The organism is Stenotrophomonas sp. CASM106, from assembly GCF_049384825.1.
Classification (GTDB): Bacteria; Pseudomonadota; Gammaproteobacteria; order Xanthomonadales; family Xanthomonadaceae; genus Stenotrophomonas; species Stenotrophomonas muris.
Map to the genome: position 1 here is coordinate 1 of NZ_JBMRFS010000014.1, position 17611 is coordinate 17611.

Below are 17611 nucleotides of genomic sequence, written 5' to 3' on the forward strand. Positions count from 1 at the left end.
AGGCCAAAGGCAAAGCGAGCAAGGTGGCGCTCGTGGCGGTCATGCGCAAAATGCTGGTGATCCTCAACGCCCGTAAGCGAGACGCCGAGGTGGCCCTCGGCTGCCCCTGACAAGACAGTTGCTACTGCATTCGGTAGTGCCGGCCGCTGGCCGGCAACTTCCTGGATCGCGTATCCGGCATGGCGTGGATCTACCGGGCTTCGTCGAGCCGTTGTTCGAGGCCTGCGATCTCCGCAGCGTCGTTGAAGTGGTCGTCCTCCAGCCGCGCACGCACGAACGCCAGGCCATCGGCCGCCGCTGCGTCCAGCGTACCGCGGTGATCGACCGGGTAGCGCCGGAACGCGACCGGCTCGCCTCGCACGGCCAGGCCTGCGGCGTACAGCAGGGTGGTCAGATAGGGCACATCGCGGTCCTCGCTGCCATGGGCCAGCATCAGCGGCTGGCTGAAGCCGCGGCGCGGTACGCCCAGGTAGTCATGCAGCACCGTCCAGATGCCCGGCACGCGGGTCAGCGGTGCAGTGAACATGCTGCCGGTATCCATGCCGTCCAGCGTGGTGGCCAGATCACCCAGGCACTGCTCGCGTGCCAGAGCAATGCGGGCGCGCCCGGCCTCGCTCAGCACGCCGTCGACCTGCGGCGCAACCTGCAGCAGGCCGTCGAGCAGGTACGCGTGATATGCGTTGAGCGCGCCGGAATTGGCGGTGCGGTTGTCGGGCTTCATCACCAGCGCGGTCAGTTCGACTGCGGTCGGCGTTCCGGCGGTGAAACTGCCGCGGTACTGCAGTGAGGGCCCGCCATGGGACGCCGCCAGGTGGCCGGCGACCAGCGCGGCCGCGCCCCCCTGCGAATAGCCTACCGAGACCCAGCGCGGCGACAACGCTGCGGTGCCCAGGTACTGCCGGCTGGCCTTGACCATGTCGATGGCGTTGCGCGCCGCGGTACGCACGTGCAGGTGGGCATGATTGCCTGGGCTGCCCAGGCCCTGGTAGTCGGCGGCTGCGACGGCATAGCCCTGGGCCAGGAACACGTCCAGGAAGCGCCCGTCGCGTTCGGCATGGGTGGGGCCGGAGACCGACGGCGCACAGCGATCCGCGATGCCCTGGGTGCCATGTGCCCAGGACACCACCGGCCACCCGCCCGCAGGCGCTGCGCCGGCGGGCAGGTACAGCAGGCCAGTGCCTTCGGCCAACTGGCCGCGGTGGTCCGGGGTGCGATAGTGCAGCTTGTACGCCTGGGCGGCCCTGGACGGCACCCAGGGCGCGCGATAGGGGGCGGCAGACAGCAGATCGCCCGGTGCGTCCCGCGCGGCGGCCGCGGGCGCCAGGGTCAGCGCCAGCAGGGCGCTGGCGAGAAGGCAGAACAGGAAACGGAAACTACAGGGCCGTGTCGGCATGGGGCGCTCCGTGATGGCCGGTGTGGCCGCTGCGCCGCAGTGTGGACACCCCCGCCCAGGCGGGGTGCGACCGCCGTCGCAACTGCCGGGGATTCGTAGCATTCCGAGTGTCGTGGTCCATTGGTGCACGAACCATCCACGCATGGCGTGGATCTACCGACAAAGAAAAGGCCCCTTTCGGGGCCCTCTCTTATTTCTTTTCCAGTCGCGCGTTGCGCTGGCCGGTGCTGGCGGACTTCTCGCCGGCGAACGGGTTCAGCTTGCGGATCATCCACGGGTACTTCGGCCACTTGCCTTCCAGCCACGGGTGATCCGGCTGGTTCAGCTGCAGGACGCGACGGGCGTCGTCGGCCAGGGTCTTGTTGCCCAGGTGGGTGTAGGAATCGGCCAGCACGGCCACGGCGTCGTACTGGAAGGCGCTCTGCGGGTAGGTTTCCAGCAGGTAGTTGGCGCGGCCCACGGCCGAGACCCAGGCGCCGCGGCGCATGTAGTACAGGGCGTTGTCCAGCTCGTGCTGGGCGAACACGTCACGCAGCTCCAGCATGCGCTGGCGCGCATCGGCGGCGTAGCGGCTGTTCGGGTAACGATCAACCACGATGTTGAAGTCCGAGTACGCCTGGTGCGGCGTGGACAGGTCGCGGCGGCTGGCATCCAGCGACCATACGCGGCGCAGGAAAACCGTACTGCGGTTGGAATTGGCCAGGCCGCGCAGGTAGTACAGATACGCAATGTTGCGGTGGGTCGGGTAGGTCCGGATGAAGCGGTCGATGCTGGAGACGGCGTCATCGTGCTTGCCGGCCTTGTACTGGGCGTAGGCGGTTTCGATCATCGCCTGCTCGGTGTACGGGCCGTACGGATACTGGGCCACCAGGCGGCGGAAGCTGGCTTCGGCGCCGCTCCAGTTGCCGCCCTGCATCAGCTTGTGGCTTTTCTCGTACAGCTGTTCGACCGGCACGCCTTCGTCGGGGCGATCACCCTTCTTGGCGCCGCGGTGGCAGCCGGTTGCGGCGATGACCAGCACCAGCAGCAGGGCGGTGAGGCGGACGGGCGCGGAGAGCATGGCGGAGCGTCGGATCATGGGGTCGAGGCGGGACGCGGCTGGAATACGAAGGGTCGATGATAGCCTAGTGTCCTGTCCAGCGACTGAAACCGGCCGCCGGGACCCCAAAATTTCAAAGAATGCCCCCTGCCATGTCTGAACAACCCTCTGAATCGGCCCGCCAGGCCATCGTCCCCGACACCGCCGCCGGCCGTCGTTTCGATGCCGTCGTGGCCGAACTGTTCCCCGAATATTCGCGTTCGCGCCTGACCGAGTGGATCAAGTCCGGTGACGTCCTGCTGGACGGCGCCCAGGTGCGCCCGCGCGATCCGCTGCGCGGCGGCGAGGTGGTGACCCTCCACGTGGTGCTGGAAACCCAGACCGACGCCCAGCCGGAGGACATCCCGCTGGACGTGCTGTTCGAGGACGAGCATGTGCTGGTGATCAACAAGCCGGTCGGCCTGGTGGTCCACCCCGGCGCCGGCAACCACAGCGGCACCCTGGTCAACGCGCTGCTGTTCCGCGACCCCTCGGTGGCGGTGCTGCCGCGCGCGGGCATCGTGCACCGCCTGGACAAGGACACCAGCGGCGTGATGGTGGTGGCCAAGACCCTGGAAGCGCAGACTGCATTGGTCGAGCAACTGGCGGCCCGTGACGTGCACCGCCAGTACCTGGCCATCGTGATGGGCGCGCTGGTGGCAGGCGGTACCGCCGATGCCCCGATCGACCGCCACCCGCGCGACCGGCTGAAGATGGCGGTGCGCGAAGACGGCAAGGAAGCGGTGACCCACTACCGCCTGCGCGAGCGCTTCCGTGCGCACACCGCGCTGGAGTGCCGCCTGGAAACCGGCCGTACCCACCAGATCCGCGTGCACATGGCACACGTGCGCCATCCGATCATCGGCGACCCGCTGTACGGCGGTGCGCTGAAGCTGCCCAAGGGTGCCAGCGACGAGCTGGTGGCCGCGCTGCGCGGCTTCAAGCGCCAGGCCTTGCACGCCGAGACCCTGGAGTTCATGCATCCGATCACCGGTGAGCCGGTGCGCAATACCGCGCCGGTGCCGGAGGACATGCTGCACCTGATGAAGGTGCTGCGCGAAGACAGCGAAGCCTTCGCCGCCCGCGAGCGGGATCGCTGGTGATGGCCGCCGCGCTGCCGTTGCTGCAGGCGGACTGGCCGGCGCCGGCAGGCGTCCATGCGCTGACCACGCGCCGGCATGGCGCGGGCATTTCGCCGGCGCCGTTCGCGCAGTTCAACCTCGGCAACCGGCACGCGGCCGATGGTGATACCCCGGCCAACGTGGAGCACAACCGCAAGCTGCTGCAGGAGGGGCTGGCACTGCCCTCGGCACCGCACTGGCTGCGCCAGGTGCACAGCAGCACCGTGCTGCGCTTCACCGCGCCACCGGTGCCCGGCACCAGCGAACCGGTGGCCGACGCCGCAGTGACTTCGGTGCCGGGCGTGGTGCTGGCGATCCTGACCGCCGACTGCCTGCCGGTGGTGTTTGCCGCGGCCGATGGCAGCGAGGTGGGTGCGGCCCATGCCGGCTGGCGTGGGCTGGCTGACGGCATGCTGGAGGCCACGGTGGCCGCCCTGCAGACGCCGCCGGCGCAGCTGCGGGCTTGGCTGGGCCCGGCGGCCGGGCCGGCCGACTACGAGATCGGCGAAGAGGTCTACCACGCCTTCGTCGGCCATGATCCGGCCGCCGGGGCGGCGTTCGTGGCCACCCGCGCAGGCCACTGGAAAGTGGACCTGTTCGCGCTGGCGCGGCAGCGGTTGCAGGCGGCGGGGATGGACCCGGCGCAGGTGTATGGCGGCACGGTGTCGACCATGGCCGATCCTGACCTGTATTCGCACCGGCGCGACCGTCGTACCGGGCGCATGGCGACCCTGGCCTGGATCGCGCCCTGACCACGCCGCTGTTCGCGCGCGTGCTGGGGCCGGCCTTCGCCACCCTGGCAGCGCCGGTGCAGGCGCTGCATGCCGCGCCGTTGCCCTGCCGCTACGTGGGGCAGGCGCGCATCGTGCGAGGGCGGCACTGGCTGGTGCCGCTGTTGGCCGCGTTGGCGCGGCTGCCGAAGGACGGCGACGCGCTGCCCACCGAAGTGGCGTTCAGTGCACGCGGGCAGGGTGAGCAGTGGGCGCGACGGTTCGGCCGCTGGCCGATGGTGTCGCGGCTGTGGGCGCACGAAGGGCTTCTGCGCGAGCAGCTGGGCGCGGTGCGCTTCGAGTTCGCGTTGCAGGCCCGCGAGGGCGGCATCGACTGGTCGGTGCGGCGGGTCTGGGCGTTCGGGCTGCTGCCGCTGCCGACGCGTTGGTTCGGCGGTGTGCGCTGCCGTGAAGCCTGGCGCGGCGAGCGTTACACTTTCCTGGTCGATGTGACGCTGCCCTGGGCCGGAGCCCTGATCCGCTATGAAGGCTGGCTCGAACCACAGTGACGGCGCCGCCGACACTGGCAGCGCGGTGATCGTGTTCGACGGCGTGTGCGCCCTGTGCAACCGCTGGGTGCGCTTCCTGCTGCGTTTCGACCGCAAGGGGCGCTACCGTTTTGCGGCGATGCAGGGGCAGCAGGGCAGCGCGATGTTGCGCGCGCACGGGCTGGACCCGCAGGACCCGATGTCGTTCCTGCTGCTGGACGCGCAGGGCGCCTGGACCGATACCGATGCCATCCTGCGTGTACTGGCCGGGCTGGACGGCGTCTGGCGCCTGACCGGCGTGCTGCGGATGGTGCCGCGCGGCTGGAGGGATGCCGCGTATCGCGCGCTGGCGCGCAACCGCTACCGCTGGTTCGGGCGGAACGACGCCTGTCATCTGCCCGCACCGGAGCAGGCAGCGCGGTTCCTGGATTGAAGAAAAGGGGACGGAGGGGATTAAGTCGTTTGTGCACAAACGACTTAATCCCCTCCGTCCCCTTTTTCCTCAGCCTTCCAGTGCGTCCAGGTAGCTGCGCCGCCAGTGGTTGATGTCGTAGGTGCGCAGGTGCTCCATCATGGCGTGCCAGCGCTCCTTGCGCTTGCGCAGCGACATCGTCGCCGCGGTGGCGATGGCGTCGGCAACGCCATCCAGGTCGTGCGGGTTCACCAGCAGTGCTTGCTTGAGTTCATCGGCGGCGCCGGCCAGCAGCGACAGCACCAGCACGCCCGGGTCCTCCGGGTCCTGCGAGGCCACGTATTCCTTGGCCACCAGGTTCATGCCATCACGCAGGGGCGTGACCAGCCCCACCGCCGCTGCACGGTAGAAACCGGTGAGGGTGGCATGGGTGAAGTTCTGGTTGACGTAGCGCAGCGGTGTCCAGTCCGGCTCGGCGTGGCCACCGTTGATGTGGCCGGCGATCTGCTCCAGCTGGCTGCGCAGCTGCCGGTACTCGGTGACATCACCGCGCGAGACGGGGGCGATCTGCAGGTAGGTCAGCGACCCGCGCTGGTCGGGATGGCGCTCAAGGTACCGTTCGAAGCCGAGGAAGCGCTCGGGCAGGCCCTTGGAATAATCCAGGCGATCAACGCCGATCGCCAGTTGGCGATCACGCAGGCTGGCGCGCAGGTTCTTTACGGCGGCCTTGGTGGCGGCGGTACCGGCCTGGCGCGCGATCAGCTCGGTGTCGATGCCGATCGGGAACGCCGCCGCGCGGAAACGACGCCCGCCCGGTGCCTCCAGCTCGCCGTTGGCGAGTACCCGACCGCCGCCGAACAGGCGCAGGTAGGTCTGGAAGCGATCGGCATCGCGCTGGGTCTGGAAGCCCACCAGGTCATACGCGTAGAGCGCGGAGAACAGCCGCAGGTGGTCGGGCATCGCCTGCAGCAGGTCGGCCGACGGCATCGGGATGTGCAGGAAGAAGCCGATGCGGCAGCCGATGCCACGCTCGCGCAGCAGTGCGCCAAGCGGGATCAGGTGATAGTCGTGGATCCAGACGATGTCATCCTCGCGCAGCAAGGGCGCGAGCTTGTCGGCGAACAGTGCGTTGACCTTGTGGTAGGTCTCGCGGGTGGCACGGTCGTAGTCGACCAGATCCAGGCGGAAGTGCAGCAGCGGCCACAGCGTGCGGTTGGCAAAGCCGTTGTAGTAACCGTCCACCTCGCGCTTGCTCAGGTCTATGGTGACGTAGTCGATGTCACCGTCTTTCTGCCGGTGCAGCGTGCCGCTGCCGTCCTTTACCGTCTTGCCGCTCCAGCCGAACCACAGGCCGCCGCGTTCCTTCAGGGCGGCCAGCAGGCCGACAGCCAGGCCGCCGGCGCGGTTCTCGCCGGGTACGGCCACACGATTTGAAACCACCACCAGACGACTCACGATGCCTCCTGCCAGGACCGCGACAGGCGCATCGCGGCAGTGATCAGGCCGACGTGCGAATAGGTCTGCGGGAAATTGCCCCAGGCCTCGCCGCTGTCGAAGGCCAGATCCTCCGACAGCAGGCCCAGGTGGTTGCGCTGCTTCAGCAGCAGCTCGAACATCTCGCGCGCCTCGTCCATGCGCCCGATCGCCGCCAGCGCATCGATGTACCAGAACGTGCAGATGGTGAAGCTGGTTTCCGGCTCACCGAAGTCATCTGGCGCGACATAGCGGTACAGCGAATTGCCATGCTTGAGGTCGCGGCCGATCGCATCGACGGTGGCGATGAAGCGGGCGTCCATCGCATCGATGAAGCCGATGTCGGCCAGCAGCAGGAGCGAGGCGTCCAGGCGATGGCCGCCGAAGGTATCGGTGAAGTGGCCCAGTTCCTCATTCCAGGACTCGGCCATGATGCGCGCATGGATGGTGTCGGCGCGCTCGCGCCAGTAGTGTGCACGGTCATCGCGCTTCAGGCGCACGGCGATCTTGCACAGGCGGTCGCAGGCGGCCCAGCACATCGCGCTGGTGTAGGTGTGTACCTCGGTGCGGCCACGGAACTCCCACAGGCCCGCATCGGGCACGTCATGCAGGGCGAAGGCCTGTTCGCCCAGCGGTTCGAGGCGGGCGAATGTGTGCGCGTCGCCGGGATCCTGCAGGCGGCGGTCGAAGAACAGCTGCGTGGAGGCCAGCACCACGCTGCCGTAGACATCGTGCTGGCGCTGCACCCAGGCCAGGTTGCCACGACGCACCGGGCCCATGCCGCGGTAGCCGGACAGGCTGGGCACTTCGTCTTCGTCCAGCTTGGCTTCAAAGCCGATGCCATACAGCGGCTGCAGCGTGCCGTCGGTGGTGGCCAGGTTGAAGATGTAGCCGAGGAACTGTTCCATCGTGCGCGTTGCGCCGAGACGGTTCAGTGCCCGCACCACGAAAGCCGCGTCGCGCAGCCAGCAGTAGCGGTAGTCCCAGTTGCGCACGCTGCCGGGTGCTTCTGGAATGGAAGTGGTCATCGCCGCGATGATCGCGCCGCTGTCCTCGTACTGGCACAGCTTCAACGTGATCGCACTGCGGATGACCGCGTCCTGCCACTCCAGTGGAATGGACAGGTAGCGCACCCATTCGCGCCAGTAGTCGCGGGTGCGCTGGAAGGCTTCCTGCACGTAGCCGCTGATCGACCGGTTGAGCGACTCATCCACGCCCAGGATCAGGTGGATGGGATGGTTGAGCACGAACGGCAGGCCATCGCGCACGAAGCGCACCGGCACATCGGTGGTCAGCCGCAGCACGTGCTCCGGCAGGATCCAGCGCACATGGTTGCTGCCCCAGGTCGACTCTGGCACGCGTGCGCCCCAGTCGGCCAGCGGGCGCGCACGCACGGTGATGCGCGGGCTGCCGGCCAGCGGACGCACCTGGCGGATCAGGCTGACCGGCCGGTAGAAGCGGTCGTTCTGCCGCCAGCGGGGGGCGAAATCCAGGATTTCCAGTTCGCCGCCGTGCGCGTCGCGGAGCACCGTGCGCAGGATCGCCGTGTTGGTGAGGTATTCCTGCTCGCTGCTGGCGAAGTCTTCCAGCTCGATGGCGAAGTCGCCACCGGTCTGCTGGTTGGGGCCCAGCAGCGCACAGAAGGTAGGGTCGCCGTCGAAGGTCGGCAGGCAGCTCCAGACAACGCGGGCACGTTTGTCGACCAGGGCGCCGAAGCTGCCGTTGCCGACCACGCCCAGATCAAGATCGGGTTGGGTCATCACGCGGTACATCTCGGTTGCGGCCGTGGGGGGTGGCCGGGTCAATAGGCATTCTCACGCAGCCAGGCGTGCACGCTGCGTATGTCGGGCAGCGCGAACACCGCCGCGCTGGGTTCACGTTCACCCACCAGCACGCTCCAGCCATGCTGGCTGTTGGCGGCATCGAAGCCGAATTCATCGGTGAGGTCGTCACCGAGAAACACCGGCAGGCGGCCGCGGAAGGGCAGGTACTGCATCATCCGGCGCACGGCACGGCCCTTGTCGGTGCCGACGGGCACGAACTCGACCACATGGTCGCCGGGTTGCAGGCGGTAACTGGCGCGGCCCCGCACGTGGCGATCGGCGAAGGCGCGCACATCACTTGCCGCGTGCGGCGCACCGCGCCAATGCAGGGCCAGGCCGACGCCCTTGTCTTCCACCAGCACGCCGGGATGGCCGTGGGCAAAGCGCATCGCCTGCTGGTGCAGCGCGTGCAGCCACTCGGCGGTGTCGTCGTCGTGCTCGTCGCGCAGCACACGACCGTCCTCGCCGCGCAGTTCGTGCCCATGCAGGCCGGCGGCAGGCAGCTGGAGGGGAGCAAACAGCTGGTCCAGCTGTTCAAGCGGTCGGCCACTGACCAGTGCCACGGCGCCTTCCAGGCGGTCACTGATGCGGCCGATGGCTTCGCGCACATCCGGCAGGAGCTGCACGGCATCCGGTCGTGCAGCGAATTCGATGAGGGTGCCATCGACATCGAGGAACAACGCACAGGCGTCGTCCAGCAATGGCGGTGGCGGACGCAGGGGGAGCGGTTCAGCCATGACGACCAGCCTGCCAGCCTGGGCGTGTACGTGGGGTCGAGGGCAGGCTGCGGATCAGCTTCGGTGGGTGCCGACCGTTGGTCGGCACGGCAGGTTAGCCTGCATCCAGCCCAAACAGCGCGGATCAACGGTCCGCACCCACCCAAAGCAGATCCGCACCCGGAGTTGCCGGCCAGCGGCCGGCACTACCGTGTCGTGCGGACCAACGGTCCGCACCCACCCAATGCGATCAGAACGTATAGCGGACGCGGCCGTAGTAGTACGCGCCGTTGCTGCCGATCGGCGACAGCACGTCGTACGGCAGGTTGCCGAAGTAGTGGATATCGCTGTTGGATCGATCCGGGTAGTTGTCGGTCAGGTTCTGGCCACCGATCGCCACGCTCCATTGCGGGGTGATGCGGTACTCGACTTCGGCATCCAGCTGCCATTCGGCCTGGTAGGTCTGGCGCGGGATATAGCCATCACCGAAGTTGAACACCCGGGTGGCGCTGCCGTAACGGTTCACGCGGGTGCTCAGCGACCAGTGGTCGTTGCTCCAGGCGGCCGAGAAGCTGCCACGCGTGCGCGGGGTGGCATCGGTCAGGGTGTTGGTCTCCTCGATGCCGAACAGTACGTAGTCCGGGTTCAGCGCGCGCAGCTGCGCCGGCGTGGCCAGCACATTCTTCAGCGTGGTCTTGGTGTAGGCGTAGGTGCCGGTCAGCAGCAGCTGGCCATCGCCCAGCGACTGCCGCCAGTTGCTTACCAGCTCGGCGCCACGGGTGCGGGTATCGGCGGCATTGACGAAGAAGCTGGCGCTCTGCAGGCCACTGACGCCGTAGCTGGCGGCCACGTAATCGGTCAGCGCATCGCCGGTGATGCTCTCCGACAGCGCGATGCGGTCGTCGATATCGATCTGGAAGAAGTCCAGCGACAGGTCGAAATGCTCGCCGATGCGGCTGGTGAAGCCCAGCGAGGTGTTGATCGACTTCTCCGGCTTCAGGTTCTGCGCACCCAGGCCACGCGCGATCGGATTGTTGACCGACAGCAGCCGGCCCTGCACCAGCTGGCCGCCGGCGTTGTAGCCGGTGGAGGTGGATTCGTAGCCGATCTGCGCCAGCGACGGAGCGCGGAAATTGTTGGAGATGGCACCGCGCAGTGCGAACGCCGGGGTGAATTCGTAGCGCAGGCCGAGCTTGCCGGTCAGTTCGCCGCCAAAGTCGTCGTTGTGCTCGTAGCGCGCGGCCAGGTCGGTGGAGAACTTCTCGCCGAACTGGCTGGACAGGCTGGCATAGGCGCTGGCCACGTCGCGCGACAGGGTGGCGGCGTCCTGTGGGGTCAGGCCGCCACCGGCCTGCGAGCCGGTCGGGCGGTCGGTGTACGGGCCCGCCGCATAGCTGGCCGGGTCGCCGGGGCGGGTCTGGTAGCGCTCATGGCGCGCTTCCACGCCCAGGCCCAGCGTGTGGCTGATGCTGTCGCTCTGGGTGAACACGCGGCTCAGATCGAGGTTGCCCACGGTCTGCGCGTACTCGTAGTCGGCGGTCTTGAAGCGGGTCGGGCTGGTCGGGCCCAGCGATGCGTTGAGCGAATCACGCAGGCGGTAGGTGAAGTCGTTCTGGCCGTAATCCAGGCTGCTGTCGTAGCTCCATTCGCCCCACTGCCCGCGCACGCCGGCCACGGCCTGTACGTCGCGGTTCTCGCCTTCGGAGATCGGTCGGTAGCCGTTCGGATAGACCTGCTTCCAGTTGGCATCGCCATCGGGATAGCGGAAGTAGTTGGCGCCTTCGGTATCGCGCTGGTTGAAGGTGCCGAACGCGTAGAACGTCGAGGTCTGGCCTACCGGAATCTCGGTGTTCAGCCACAGGTTGATGTCCTTGCTCTTGCCATCGCCCAGCACGTAGTTGCGCTTGCCCTGCAGCGCCAGGTTGTCCGGCGTCTGGTCCCACGGCGGAATCTGGTCAAAGCCAGCGCGGTTGGTGCCGTTGCGGTGCTTGTATTCCAGGCCGACGCGCAGGAAGCCGCCGTCCTCGCCCAGCGAAGTACCGACCTTGGCGCTGACGTTGCCGGTCTGGCCGTCGGTGAGGGTGCGGCCGATCGGCTTGAGGTCGGTGTGGTTGGCACCGTAGCTGGCCTCGATCTCGCCACCGTCGCCGCCGTTGTCGAGGATCACGTTGATCACGCCGGCCACGGCGTCCGATCCGTAAAGCGCACCGGCACCATCGCGCAGCACTTCGATGCGCTTGATCGCGCTGACCGGGATCGAATTGAAATCGACCGGGGTGGTGCCCTTGCCGATCTTGCTGTCGGTGTTGACCAGTGCGGTGTGGTGGCGGCGCTTGCCGTTGACCAGCACCAGCACCTGGTCCGGCGACAGGCCACGCAACTGCGCCGCGCGCACGTGGTCGGCGCCACCGGAGTTGGATTGGCGCGGGAAGTTGAACGACGGCAGCAGCGCCTGCAGCGCGCTGCCCAGTTCGCCGTTGACCACGCCGGCCTTGCGGATGTCCTCGGCGGTGAGCACATCCACCGGCGAGGTGGATTCGAGCACGGTGCGGTCTGCGGCACGGGTGCCGGTGACGATCACGGTGTCCAGGTTGGTGGCGTCCTGGGCCAGGGCCGGGATGGCAGCGGAGGAAAGCGCGAGGGCGATGGCGAGGCCGAGCGGCGACGCGGGCAGGCGGGCGGACATGGAGGGCTCCAGCAACAACGACGACGGGGAAGGGGCGAGATAGTTTCACTTACATCCATCCGGATGAAGCGATATATTATCTTCGCGTGATGGCCGGTGCCGATGCAAGTCCCTGCCGGTCCGGCATGAGCTGATGCCCGGTTGGCATCAGCACGCCGGGCCGGTGGCGCTGTACGCTGCCGGCTTGCCCTGTCCCCCTTCCCCGGAGCTGTACCGATGAAACACCTTGGCCTCGTCTTCGCCGTGCTGCTGGCCACCAGTGGCTGCGCCAGCCTGTCTTCGCAGGCGCCCAGCGCCTATGCCACGGCCACCACCGCCGAACTGAAGGGCGATGCCGCCCGCCCTTCCGCCGGCCACGGCTGGGTGCGCAGCGAGCTGTACTTCGGCGTAGGCGAGGAGCAGGGGGCCGGCAACCGCCCGCAGGCCGACACCATCAGCGACGCGCAGTGGCGCGCCTTCCTTGACAAGGAAGTAACGCCGCGCTTCCCGGACGGCCTGACCGTGTTTGATGCCTACGGCCAGTGGCTGTTCCGCGGCGATGCCGCGCCCAACCGCCTGCGCACCAAGGTGCTGGTGGTGCTGCACGAGGACACCCCGCAGCGCCGCGCCGACATCGAGGCGATCCGCCTGGCGTGGAAGCAGCAGACCAGGCATCAGTCGGTGCTGTGGTCGCGGCAGCCGGTCGAGGTATCGTTCTGAGTTGAAGGTGCCGCCGCGGTGCTGCAGGGAGCAATGATGAACTACAGGGAATGCCTGCTGGGCCTGGCATTGGCAGGCGTACTGGCACCGACGGCGCAGGCGGGTGGGGACGACGGAGAAACGCTGCGCTTCCAGGTGGCCGCGCATGTGCAGGCGCATGCCGATCCGCAGCAGGACGGCAGCATCGCGGTGCAGCTGTCACCGTCAGGCAAGCGCCAGACGCTTGAGGGCGCGGCCGATGCCGACGGCAATTCGCGATGGTCGCTCGAAGATGTCGATTTCGATGGCTAGCCGGAACTGGTCGCGCGCGCCTCGGTGGGCATGGTCAACGAAGCGGTGACGGTGTACCGCTTCGATCCGGCCAGTGCCGGGTTCCGCGCGCTGCAGGCCGACACCCACGGCAAGGACAGTTGCGGTGACCTGATGGGGCTGGCGGTCGACCGTCCGAGCCGCACGCTGACCAGCAGCTGCCGCAGCGGCCCGATGTGGTACACCGACCAGTACCGGTTTGCAGGCGCGAAGCTCTATCTGTACCGCGCCGAGAGCGTGCTGATGCTGGGCGATACGTTGAACGCCGCGCTGCAGTGGGAACAGACCGGCGAGCAGGGCCCGCTGGCGGTCTGGCGCACCTATGATGCCGCCGGCCGGGTGCTGGAAAGTGCCATCGCCGATGGCCTGGGTGCACCGCCGGATGGACCGTTGCGTGGCCAGCAGGCCACCGTGGTACCCGCGCGGCTGTTCCTGTTCGATCGACCCGGCGCATCCAGCACCAGGCGTTACCTGGTGCAGGGAGACCGCGTGGAGATGCTGGATGAACAGGATGGCTGGGTGAAGCTGCGCTACCGCAACCCGAAGCAGGGCGCGGTGGAGGGCTGGATCAACGTCAACGATTGACTCGATCTCCGCCGGTAGTTTGCCTATCGAGGTGATGTGCGCCTTGCCCACGGAGGCATCACTTCTTCGGGTCTAGCCTCGGATGCTCTCCCCTCGAGGATGTATCCGATGAGCAAGCGCGTTGCCGAGATCGTTGTCGATACCCTGCAGCAGGCGGGCGTCCGCCGCTGTTACGGCATCGTTGGCGATACCTTGAATCACGTCACCGATGCCCTGCACCGCAGTGAAATCGACTGGGTACATGTACGCCACGAAGAAGTGGCCGGCTTCGCTGCCGGCGCCGATTCGCTGGTGAGCGGCGAGTTGACCGCCTGTGCGGGTTCTTGTGGTCCCGGTGGCCTGCACTTCATCAACGGCGTCTTCGAGAGCAATCGCAACCGTGCACCGATGGTACTGATCGCCAGCCAGGTGGTGACCAGTGAGCTGGGCATGGAATTTCCGCAGGAAGTGGACTTCAAGGCGGTGTATGCCAGTTGTTCGGTGTTCTGCGAGCAGGTGCACAGCCCGGAGCAGGCGCGGCGCGTCGTGGCCCTGGCCTGCCAGGCCGCGATCAGCCGCCGTGGCGTGGCGGTGGTGATCCTGCCGGCCGACATCAGCCAGGCCGAGGTGAAGCACGATGTGCCGTTCTCGGTTCACTACACCCAGCCGGTGCTGCGCCCGTCCGATGCCGAGCTGCAGCGCATCACCGAACTGCTGGGGCAGGGCAAGCGCATCGGCATCTATGCCGGTGCCGGTTGCCAAGGCGCGCACGCGCAGCTGCTGGAGCTGGCCCGGCGCCTGCAGGCGCCCATCGCGCATACCTCGCGCGCCAAGGATTTCGTCGAGCCGGACAACCCGTACAACATGGGCATGACCGGCATCTTCGGCATCGAATCCGGCTTCCACACGCTGATGGAGTGCGACACGCTGCTGCTGCTCGGCGCCGATTTCGCTTGGGGCCAGTTCTACCCGGACAAGGCCACGATCATCCAGGTCGACCGCGATGGCAGTCACCTCGGCCGCCGCCACCCGGTGAGCCTTGGCGTGGTCGGTGACATCGCACCGACGCTGGACGCGCTGCTGCCGATGCTGCCGCCGCGCGAGGACAGCAGTTTCCTGGACGAGTGCATCGGGCGTCGCGACAAGGCGCTGAAGAAGCGCGAACAGGAAGAACAGCCGGGCGAGGGTGAATTGATCCATCCGCAGCACCTGACGGCATTGCTGTCGAGGCATGCCAGCGACGATGCGCTGTTCACCGCCGACGGCGGTTCGCCGATGGTGTGGGTGCTGCGCCATATCCGCGTCAACGGCCGCCGCCGCACGCTGACCAGCCTGCTGCACGGCACGATGGCCAACGCGATGCCGCAGGCGCTGGGCCTGCAGAAGGCCTTCCCCGGCCGGCAGGTGATCTCGCTGTCCGGTGATGGTGGCCTGGCGATGCTGCTGGGCGATCTGTTGACGGCCGTGCAGGAGAACCTGCCGATCAAGGTGGTGGTGTTCAACAATGGTTCGCTGAACTTCGTCGAGCTGGAGCAGAAGGTGGAGGGCCTGCTGGACAACTACACCGACCTGAAGAACCCGGACTTCGGCCGCTTGGCCGAGGTCATCGGCTTCCACGGCCGCACGGTGACCCGCAGCGAGGATCTGGAAGAGGCGGTGCTGGATTTCCTGTCCCAGCGCGGCCCGGCGCTGCTGGACGTGCATACCAGCCGCGCGGAGCTGGTGATGCCGCCGCAGATCGAGGCCAAGCAGGTGGCCGGTACGGCGTTGTACGCCGCCAAGGCAGTGTTGAACGGCCGCTTCGACGACGTGAAGCATCTGCTGGTGGACAACTTCCTGAAGAAGTAACGGGGTGGGTTTGATGCAGGGCTGCGCCCTGCACCCGCTACGAGCCGGAGCCAGAGCAGAAGCGGCCTTCCTGAGGGATGGCGGGGTGGGTCCGGTTGCGGGGGACGCCGTAAACCCGTCCCTGGGGGCTTGGCCGCGGCATCCATGCCGCGGACACCCCCGCAACCGGACCCACCCCACCTTCGACAGTTTCCTGCGATCTGTCGGTAGATCCACGCCCTGCGTGGATAGCGTGGAAATGATCGAATTGTTCGTGTAGAGCCGAGCCATGCTCGGCTCAGAGCGAAGCGACCCGCTTTTGCTTTTGATCCTTTGATTCCTTTCCGTGGCTGGCACGCGCAAGGAATTATCAGGGGCCGGTCGGGATGGGCTGCGCAGGACCGTTGGCGCCATGGATGGCGCCATCGAGCCCCCAGGGATGGGTTTACGGCGTGTCCTGCGCAGCCCATCCCGACCGGCCCACTCCGATAAAGCTGCTTTGACGCCCCCCCCCAGCCACGAGGGGCCCCGCCGTTGGCTGGAACCCATCATTCCACGACGGAATTGGCGCGCCGGCCTCGCTGGGCCTACCATCGGCGCTCCCCACCCCCACCGCCCCTTCCATGTCCGCTCCCGCTTCCGCCGTACCGCGTCGCTGGTTCGTCGCCGGCGACTTCAACGGCTTCTTCGGCCTGGTCGTCGACAACCTCTCCATCCTCGGCTTCATCGCCATGGCCCTGGTCGGGATCTTCCAGTTTCCCGCCGACGTGGTGTTCGGCCGCATGTTCCCCGGCACCGCCTTCGGCGTGCTGGTCGGCAACCTGCTGTACACCCTGATGGCGCGCCGGCTGGCCGCGCGTACCGGCCGCGACGATGTCACCGCCATGCCGCTGGGCCTGGATGCACCGACCAGCATCGGCATGGCGCTGCTGGTGCTCGGCCCGGCCTTCATCGCGTTCAAGCAGCAGGGCATGGACCCGCACGCTGCGGGCATCGCCACCTGGCAGCTGGGCATGGCCGCGCTGGTCATCATGGGCGTGCTCAAGTTCGTGCTGTCGTTCTTCGGCGAAGCGGTCACCCGCGCGCTGCCGCGAGCCGCGCTGCTGGGTTCCATCGCCGGCATCGCGCTGGTGCTGATGGGCCTGCTGCCGCTGCTGGAAACGCTGCGCTCACCGCTGGTCGGCTTCACCACGCTCGGTTTGCTGCTGTACGTGCTGATCGCCAAGGGCAAGCTGCCGGTGCGTGGCCCGGGCGTGCTGCTGGCCTTCGTGTTCGGCACCGTGCTGTATTACGGCCTCGGCCTGGCCGGGCTGGGCGCACCCGGCTTCCATGTACCGGAGTGGGTGCCGCCGCAGGTGGTGCTGCCGCTGCCGACACTGGGCTTCCTCGACGGCCTGCCCACCGCGATGACCTACCTGCCGCTGCTGCTGCCGTTCGGCCTGCTGATGGTGGTGGGCGGCATCAACGTGTCTGAAAGCGCGCGCGCAGCCGGCGACGACTACCGCACCCGCGACATCCTGCTGGTGGAAGCGGTGGCCACGCTGGTGGCCGGCGTCTGCGGTGGCGTGGCGCAGACCACGCCGTACATCGGCCAGCCGGCGTACAAGCACATGGGTGCGCGCAGCGGCTACACGCTGCTGACCGGCCTGTTCGTCGGCATCGGCGGCATGCTCGGCATCATTTCCGGGCTGGTGCAGTGGCTGCCGCTGGCGGTGCTGGCACCGATCATCGTGTACGTGGCCATCGATATCACCACCCAGGCCTTCCAGGCCACGCCGCGTCAGCACACCGGTGCGATGGTGTTCGGCTTCCTGCCGTCAGTGGCCTACCTGCTGGCGATCAAGGCACCCGGCTGGATCGCGCCGGACCAGCTGCCGCAGCTGCTGGCCAAACTGGATGGCCACGGTCTGCCCGAGCTGGCGGTGATCTTTACCCTCGGCAACGGCTTCATCATCACCTCGATGCTGTGGATTTCGGCGGTGGCGGCGATGGTCGATGGCCGCCTGCGCCGTGCCTGCGGCTTCCTGCTGGTGGCGGCGGTGCTGACCCTGTTCGGCCTGATCCATTCGGTGGACCCGCGTGGCGGCATCTACCTGCCGTGGGATCTGGACGGGCTGGCGCGCATCATCAGCTGGCAGTTCGCTGGTGCCTACGTGGCACTGGCGTTGCTGCTGGGGTTGCTTTCGCTGCAGAAGCAGCCGGTGCAGCCGCTGGGTGAAAACAACTGACCCAACGGTAGTGCCGGCCGCTGG

The 17611-nt window shown here is 67.7% G+C and carries 13 protein-coding genes and 2 pseudogenes; 9 read left to right on the forward strand and 6 right to left on the reverse strand.

The genetic code is table 11. The features are described 5' to 3' along the window. A pseudogene (locus VG556_RS20830) lies at positions 1-110 on the forward strand (IS110 family transposase); the annotation flags it as partial. A gap of 80 nt (positions 111-190) precedes the next feature. On the opposite strand, the gene VG556_RS20835 reads toward VG556_RS20830, so the two are convergent. After that, on the reverse strand, positions 191-1393 hold the full coding sequence (locus VG556_RS20835) for a lipase family protein (protein WP_423180042.1): 1203 nt from the start codon (positions 1391-1393) through the stop codon (positions 191-193). A gap of 190 nt (positions 1394-1583) precedes the next feature. After that, positions 1584-2471, reverse strand: coding sequence for an outer membrane protein assembly factor BamD (locus tag VG556_RS20840; RefSeq protein WP_032960726.1), 888 nt, complete (start codon positions 2469-2471; stop codon positions 1584-1586). 113 nt (positions 2472-2584) lie between these two features. Here VG556_RS20840 and rluD point away from each other — a divergent pair, with 113 nt between their 5' ends. Genes rluD through VG556_RS20860 form a run of 4 tightly spaced genes read left to right on the forward strand, consistent with a single transcriptional unit; the run spans position 2585 to position 5283 of the window. After that, positions 2585-3574, forward strand: coding sequence for a 23S rRNA pseudouridine(1911/1915/1917) synthase RluD (gene rluD, locus VG556_RS20845; RefSeq protein WP_014038257.1), 990 nt, complete (start codon positions 2585-2587; stop codon positions 3572-3574). Beyond that, entirely contained in the window at positions 3574-4344 is a 771-nt protein-coding gene (gene pgeF, locus VG556_RS20850) for a peptidoglycan editing factor PgeF (RefSeq protein ID WP_032960722.1), read from the forward strand. Before rluD ends, pgeF begins: the two co-directional genes overlap by 1 nt. A gap of 20 nt (positions 4345-4364) precedes the next feature. Next, complete coding sequence (locus VG556_RS20855; protein ID WP_080469272.1) at positions 4365-4871, forward strand: DUF4166 domain-containing protein; 507 nt, start codon at positions 4365-4367, stop codon at positions 4869-4871. Further along, the gene (locus VG556_RS20860; RefSeq protein WP_100450500.1) at positions 4846-5283 is read left to right on the forward strand and encodes a thiol-disulfide oxidoreductase DCC family protein; all 438 of its coding nucleotides are present in this window, start codon (positions 4846-4848) and stop codon (positions 5281-5283) included. The genes VG556_RS20855 and VG556_RS20860 overlap by 26 nt, the downstream gene beginning before the upstream one ends. 69 nt (positions 5284-5352) lie before the next feature. Here VG556_RS20860 and otsA read toward each other — a convergent pair whose 3' ends face one another. The 4 genes from otsA to VG556_RS20880 all read right to left on the reverse strand — a co-directional run bounded on the left by otsA (position 5353) and on the right by VG556_RS20880 (position 11960). After that, positions 5353-6717, reverse strand: coding sequence for an alpha,alpha-trehalose-phosphate synthase (UDP-forming) (otsA, locus tag VG556_RS20865; protein WP_049406708.1), 1365 nt, complete (start codon positions 6715-6717; stop codon positions 5353-5355). Then, positions 6714-8495 (reverse strand): glycoside hydrolase family 15 protein, encoded by a 1782-nt coding sequence (locus VG556_RS20870; RefSeq protein WP_032960733.1) that lies wholly within the window; start codon positions 8493-8495, stop codon positions 6714-6716. Before VG556_RS20870 ends, otsA begins: the two co-directional genes overlap by 4 nt. A 41-nt stretch (positions 8496-8536) precedes the next feature. Continuing rightward, complete coding sequence (otsB, locus tag VG556_RS20875) at positions 8537-9295, reverse strand: trehalose-phosphatase (protein WP_014648189.1); 759 nt, start codon at positions 9293-9295, stop codon at positions 8537-8539. A 229-nt stretch (positions 9296-9524) separates the two neighbouring features. Next, positions 9525-11960 carry a TonB-dependent receptor plug domain-containing protein gene (locus tag VG556_RS20880; RefSeq protein WP_049419420.1) on the reverse strand — a complete coding sequence of 812 codons (2436 nt, stop codon included), beginning with the start codon at positions 11958-11960 and terminating at the stop codon, positions 9525-9527. A gap of 216 nt (positions 11961-12176) precedes the next feature. Between VG556_RS20880 and VG556_RS20885 the strand changes: the two genes are divergently transcribed. The 4 genes and pseudogenes from VG556_RS20885 to VG556_RS20900 all read left to right on the forward strand — a co-directional run bounded on the left by VG556_RS20885 (position 12177) and on the right by VG556_RS20900 (position 17587). After that, positions 12177-12659, forward strand: coding sequence for a DUF3574 domain-containing protein (locus VG556_RS20885; protein ID WP_032957546.1), 483 nt, complete (start codon positions 12177-12179; stop codon positions 12657-12659). A 36-nt stretch (positions 12660-12695) separates the two neighbouring features. After that, positions 12696-13553: pseudogene (locus tag VG556_RS20890) on the forward strand (SH3 domain-containing protein). A gap of 108 nt (positions 13554-13661) precedes the next feature. Next, the gene (locus tag VG556_RS20895) at positions 13662-15380 is read left to right on the forward strand and encodes a thiamine pyrophosphate-dependent enzyme (protein ID WP_100450499.1); all 1719 of its coding nucleotides are present in this window, start codon (positions 13662-13664) and stop codon (positions 15378-15380) included. 602 nt (positions 15381-15982) lie between these two features. Further along, positions 15983-17587, forward strand: a complete 1605-nt coding sequence (locus tag VG556_RS20900; protein ID WP_100450498.1) for a hypothetical protein — start codon at positions 15983-15985, stop codon at positions 17585-17587. Positions 17588-17611: the final 24 nt, after the last annotated feature.

Bases quoted from the DNA above. Each gene is read 5' to 3' on its own strand.
- VG556_RS20835 (WP_423180042.1), bottom strand. From the start codon at position 1,393: ATGCCGACACGGCCCTGTAGTTTCCGTTTCCTGTTCTGCCTTCTCGCC.
- VG556_RS20840 (WP_032960726.1), bottom strand. From the start codon at position 2,471: ATGATCCGACGCTCCGCCATGCTCTCCGCGCCCGTCCGCCTCACCGCC.
- rluD (WP_014038257.1), top strand. From the start codon at position 2,585: ATGTCTGAACAACCCTCTGAATCGGCCCGCCAGGCCATCGTCCCCGAC.
- pgeF (WP_032960722.1), top strand. From the start codon at position 3,574: ATGGCCGCCGCGCTGCCGTTGCTGCAGGCGGACTGGCCGGCGCCGGCA.
- VG556_RS20860 (WP_100450500.1), top strand. From the start codon at position 4,846: ATGAAGGCTGGCTCGAACCACAGTGACGGCGCCGCCGACACTGGCAGC.
- VG556_RS20870 (WP_032960733.1), bottom strand. From the start codon at position 8,495: ATGACCCAACCCGATCTTGATCTGGGCGTGGTCGGCAACGGCAGCTTC.
- otsB (WP_014648189.1), bottom strand. From the start codon at position 9,295: ATGGCTGAACCGCTCCCCCTGCGTCCGCCACCGCCATTGCTGGACGAC.
- VG556_RS20880 (WP_049419420.1), bottom strand. From the start codon at position 11,960: ATGTCCGCCCGCCTGCCCGCGTCGCCGCTCGGCCTCGCCATCGCCCTC.
- VG556_RS20885 (WP_032957546.1), top strand. From the start codon at position 12,177: ATGAAACACCTTGGCCTCGTCTTCGCCGTGCTGCTGGCCACCAGTGGC.
- VG556_RS20895 (WP_100450499.1), top strand. From the start codon at position 13,662: ATGAGCAAGCGCGTTGCCGAGATCGTTGTCGATACCCTGCAGCAGGCG.
- VG556_RS20900 (WP_100450498.1), top strand. From the start codon at position 15,983: ATGTCCGCTCCCGCTTCCGCCGTACCGCGTCGCTGGTTCGTCGCCGGC.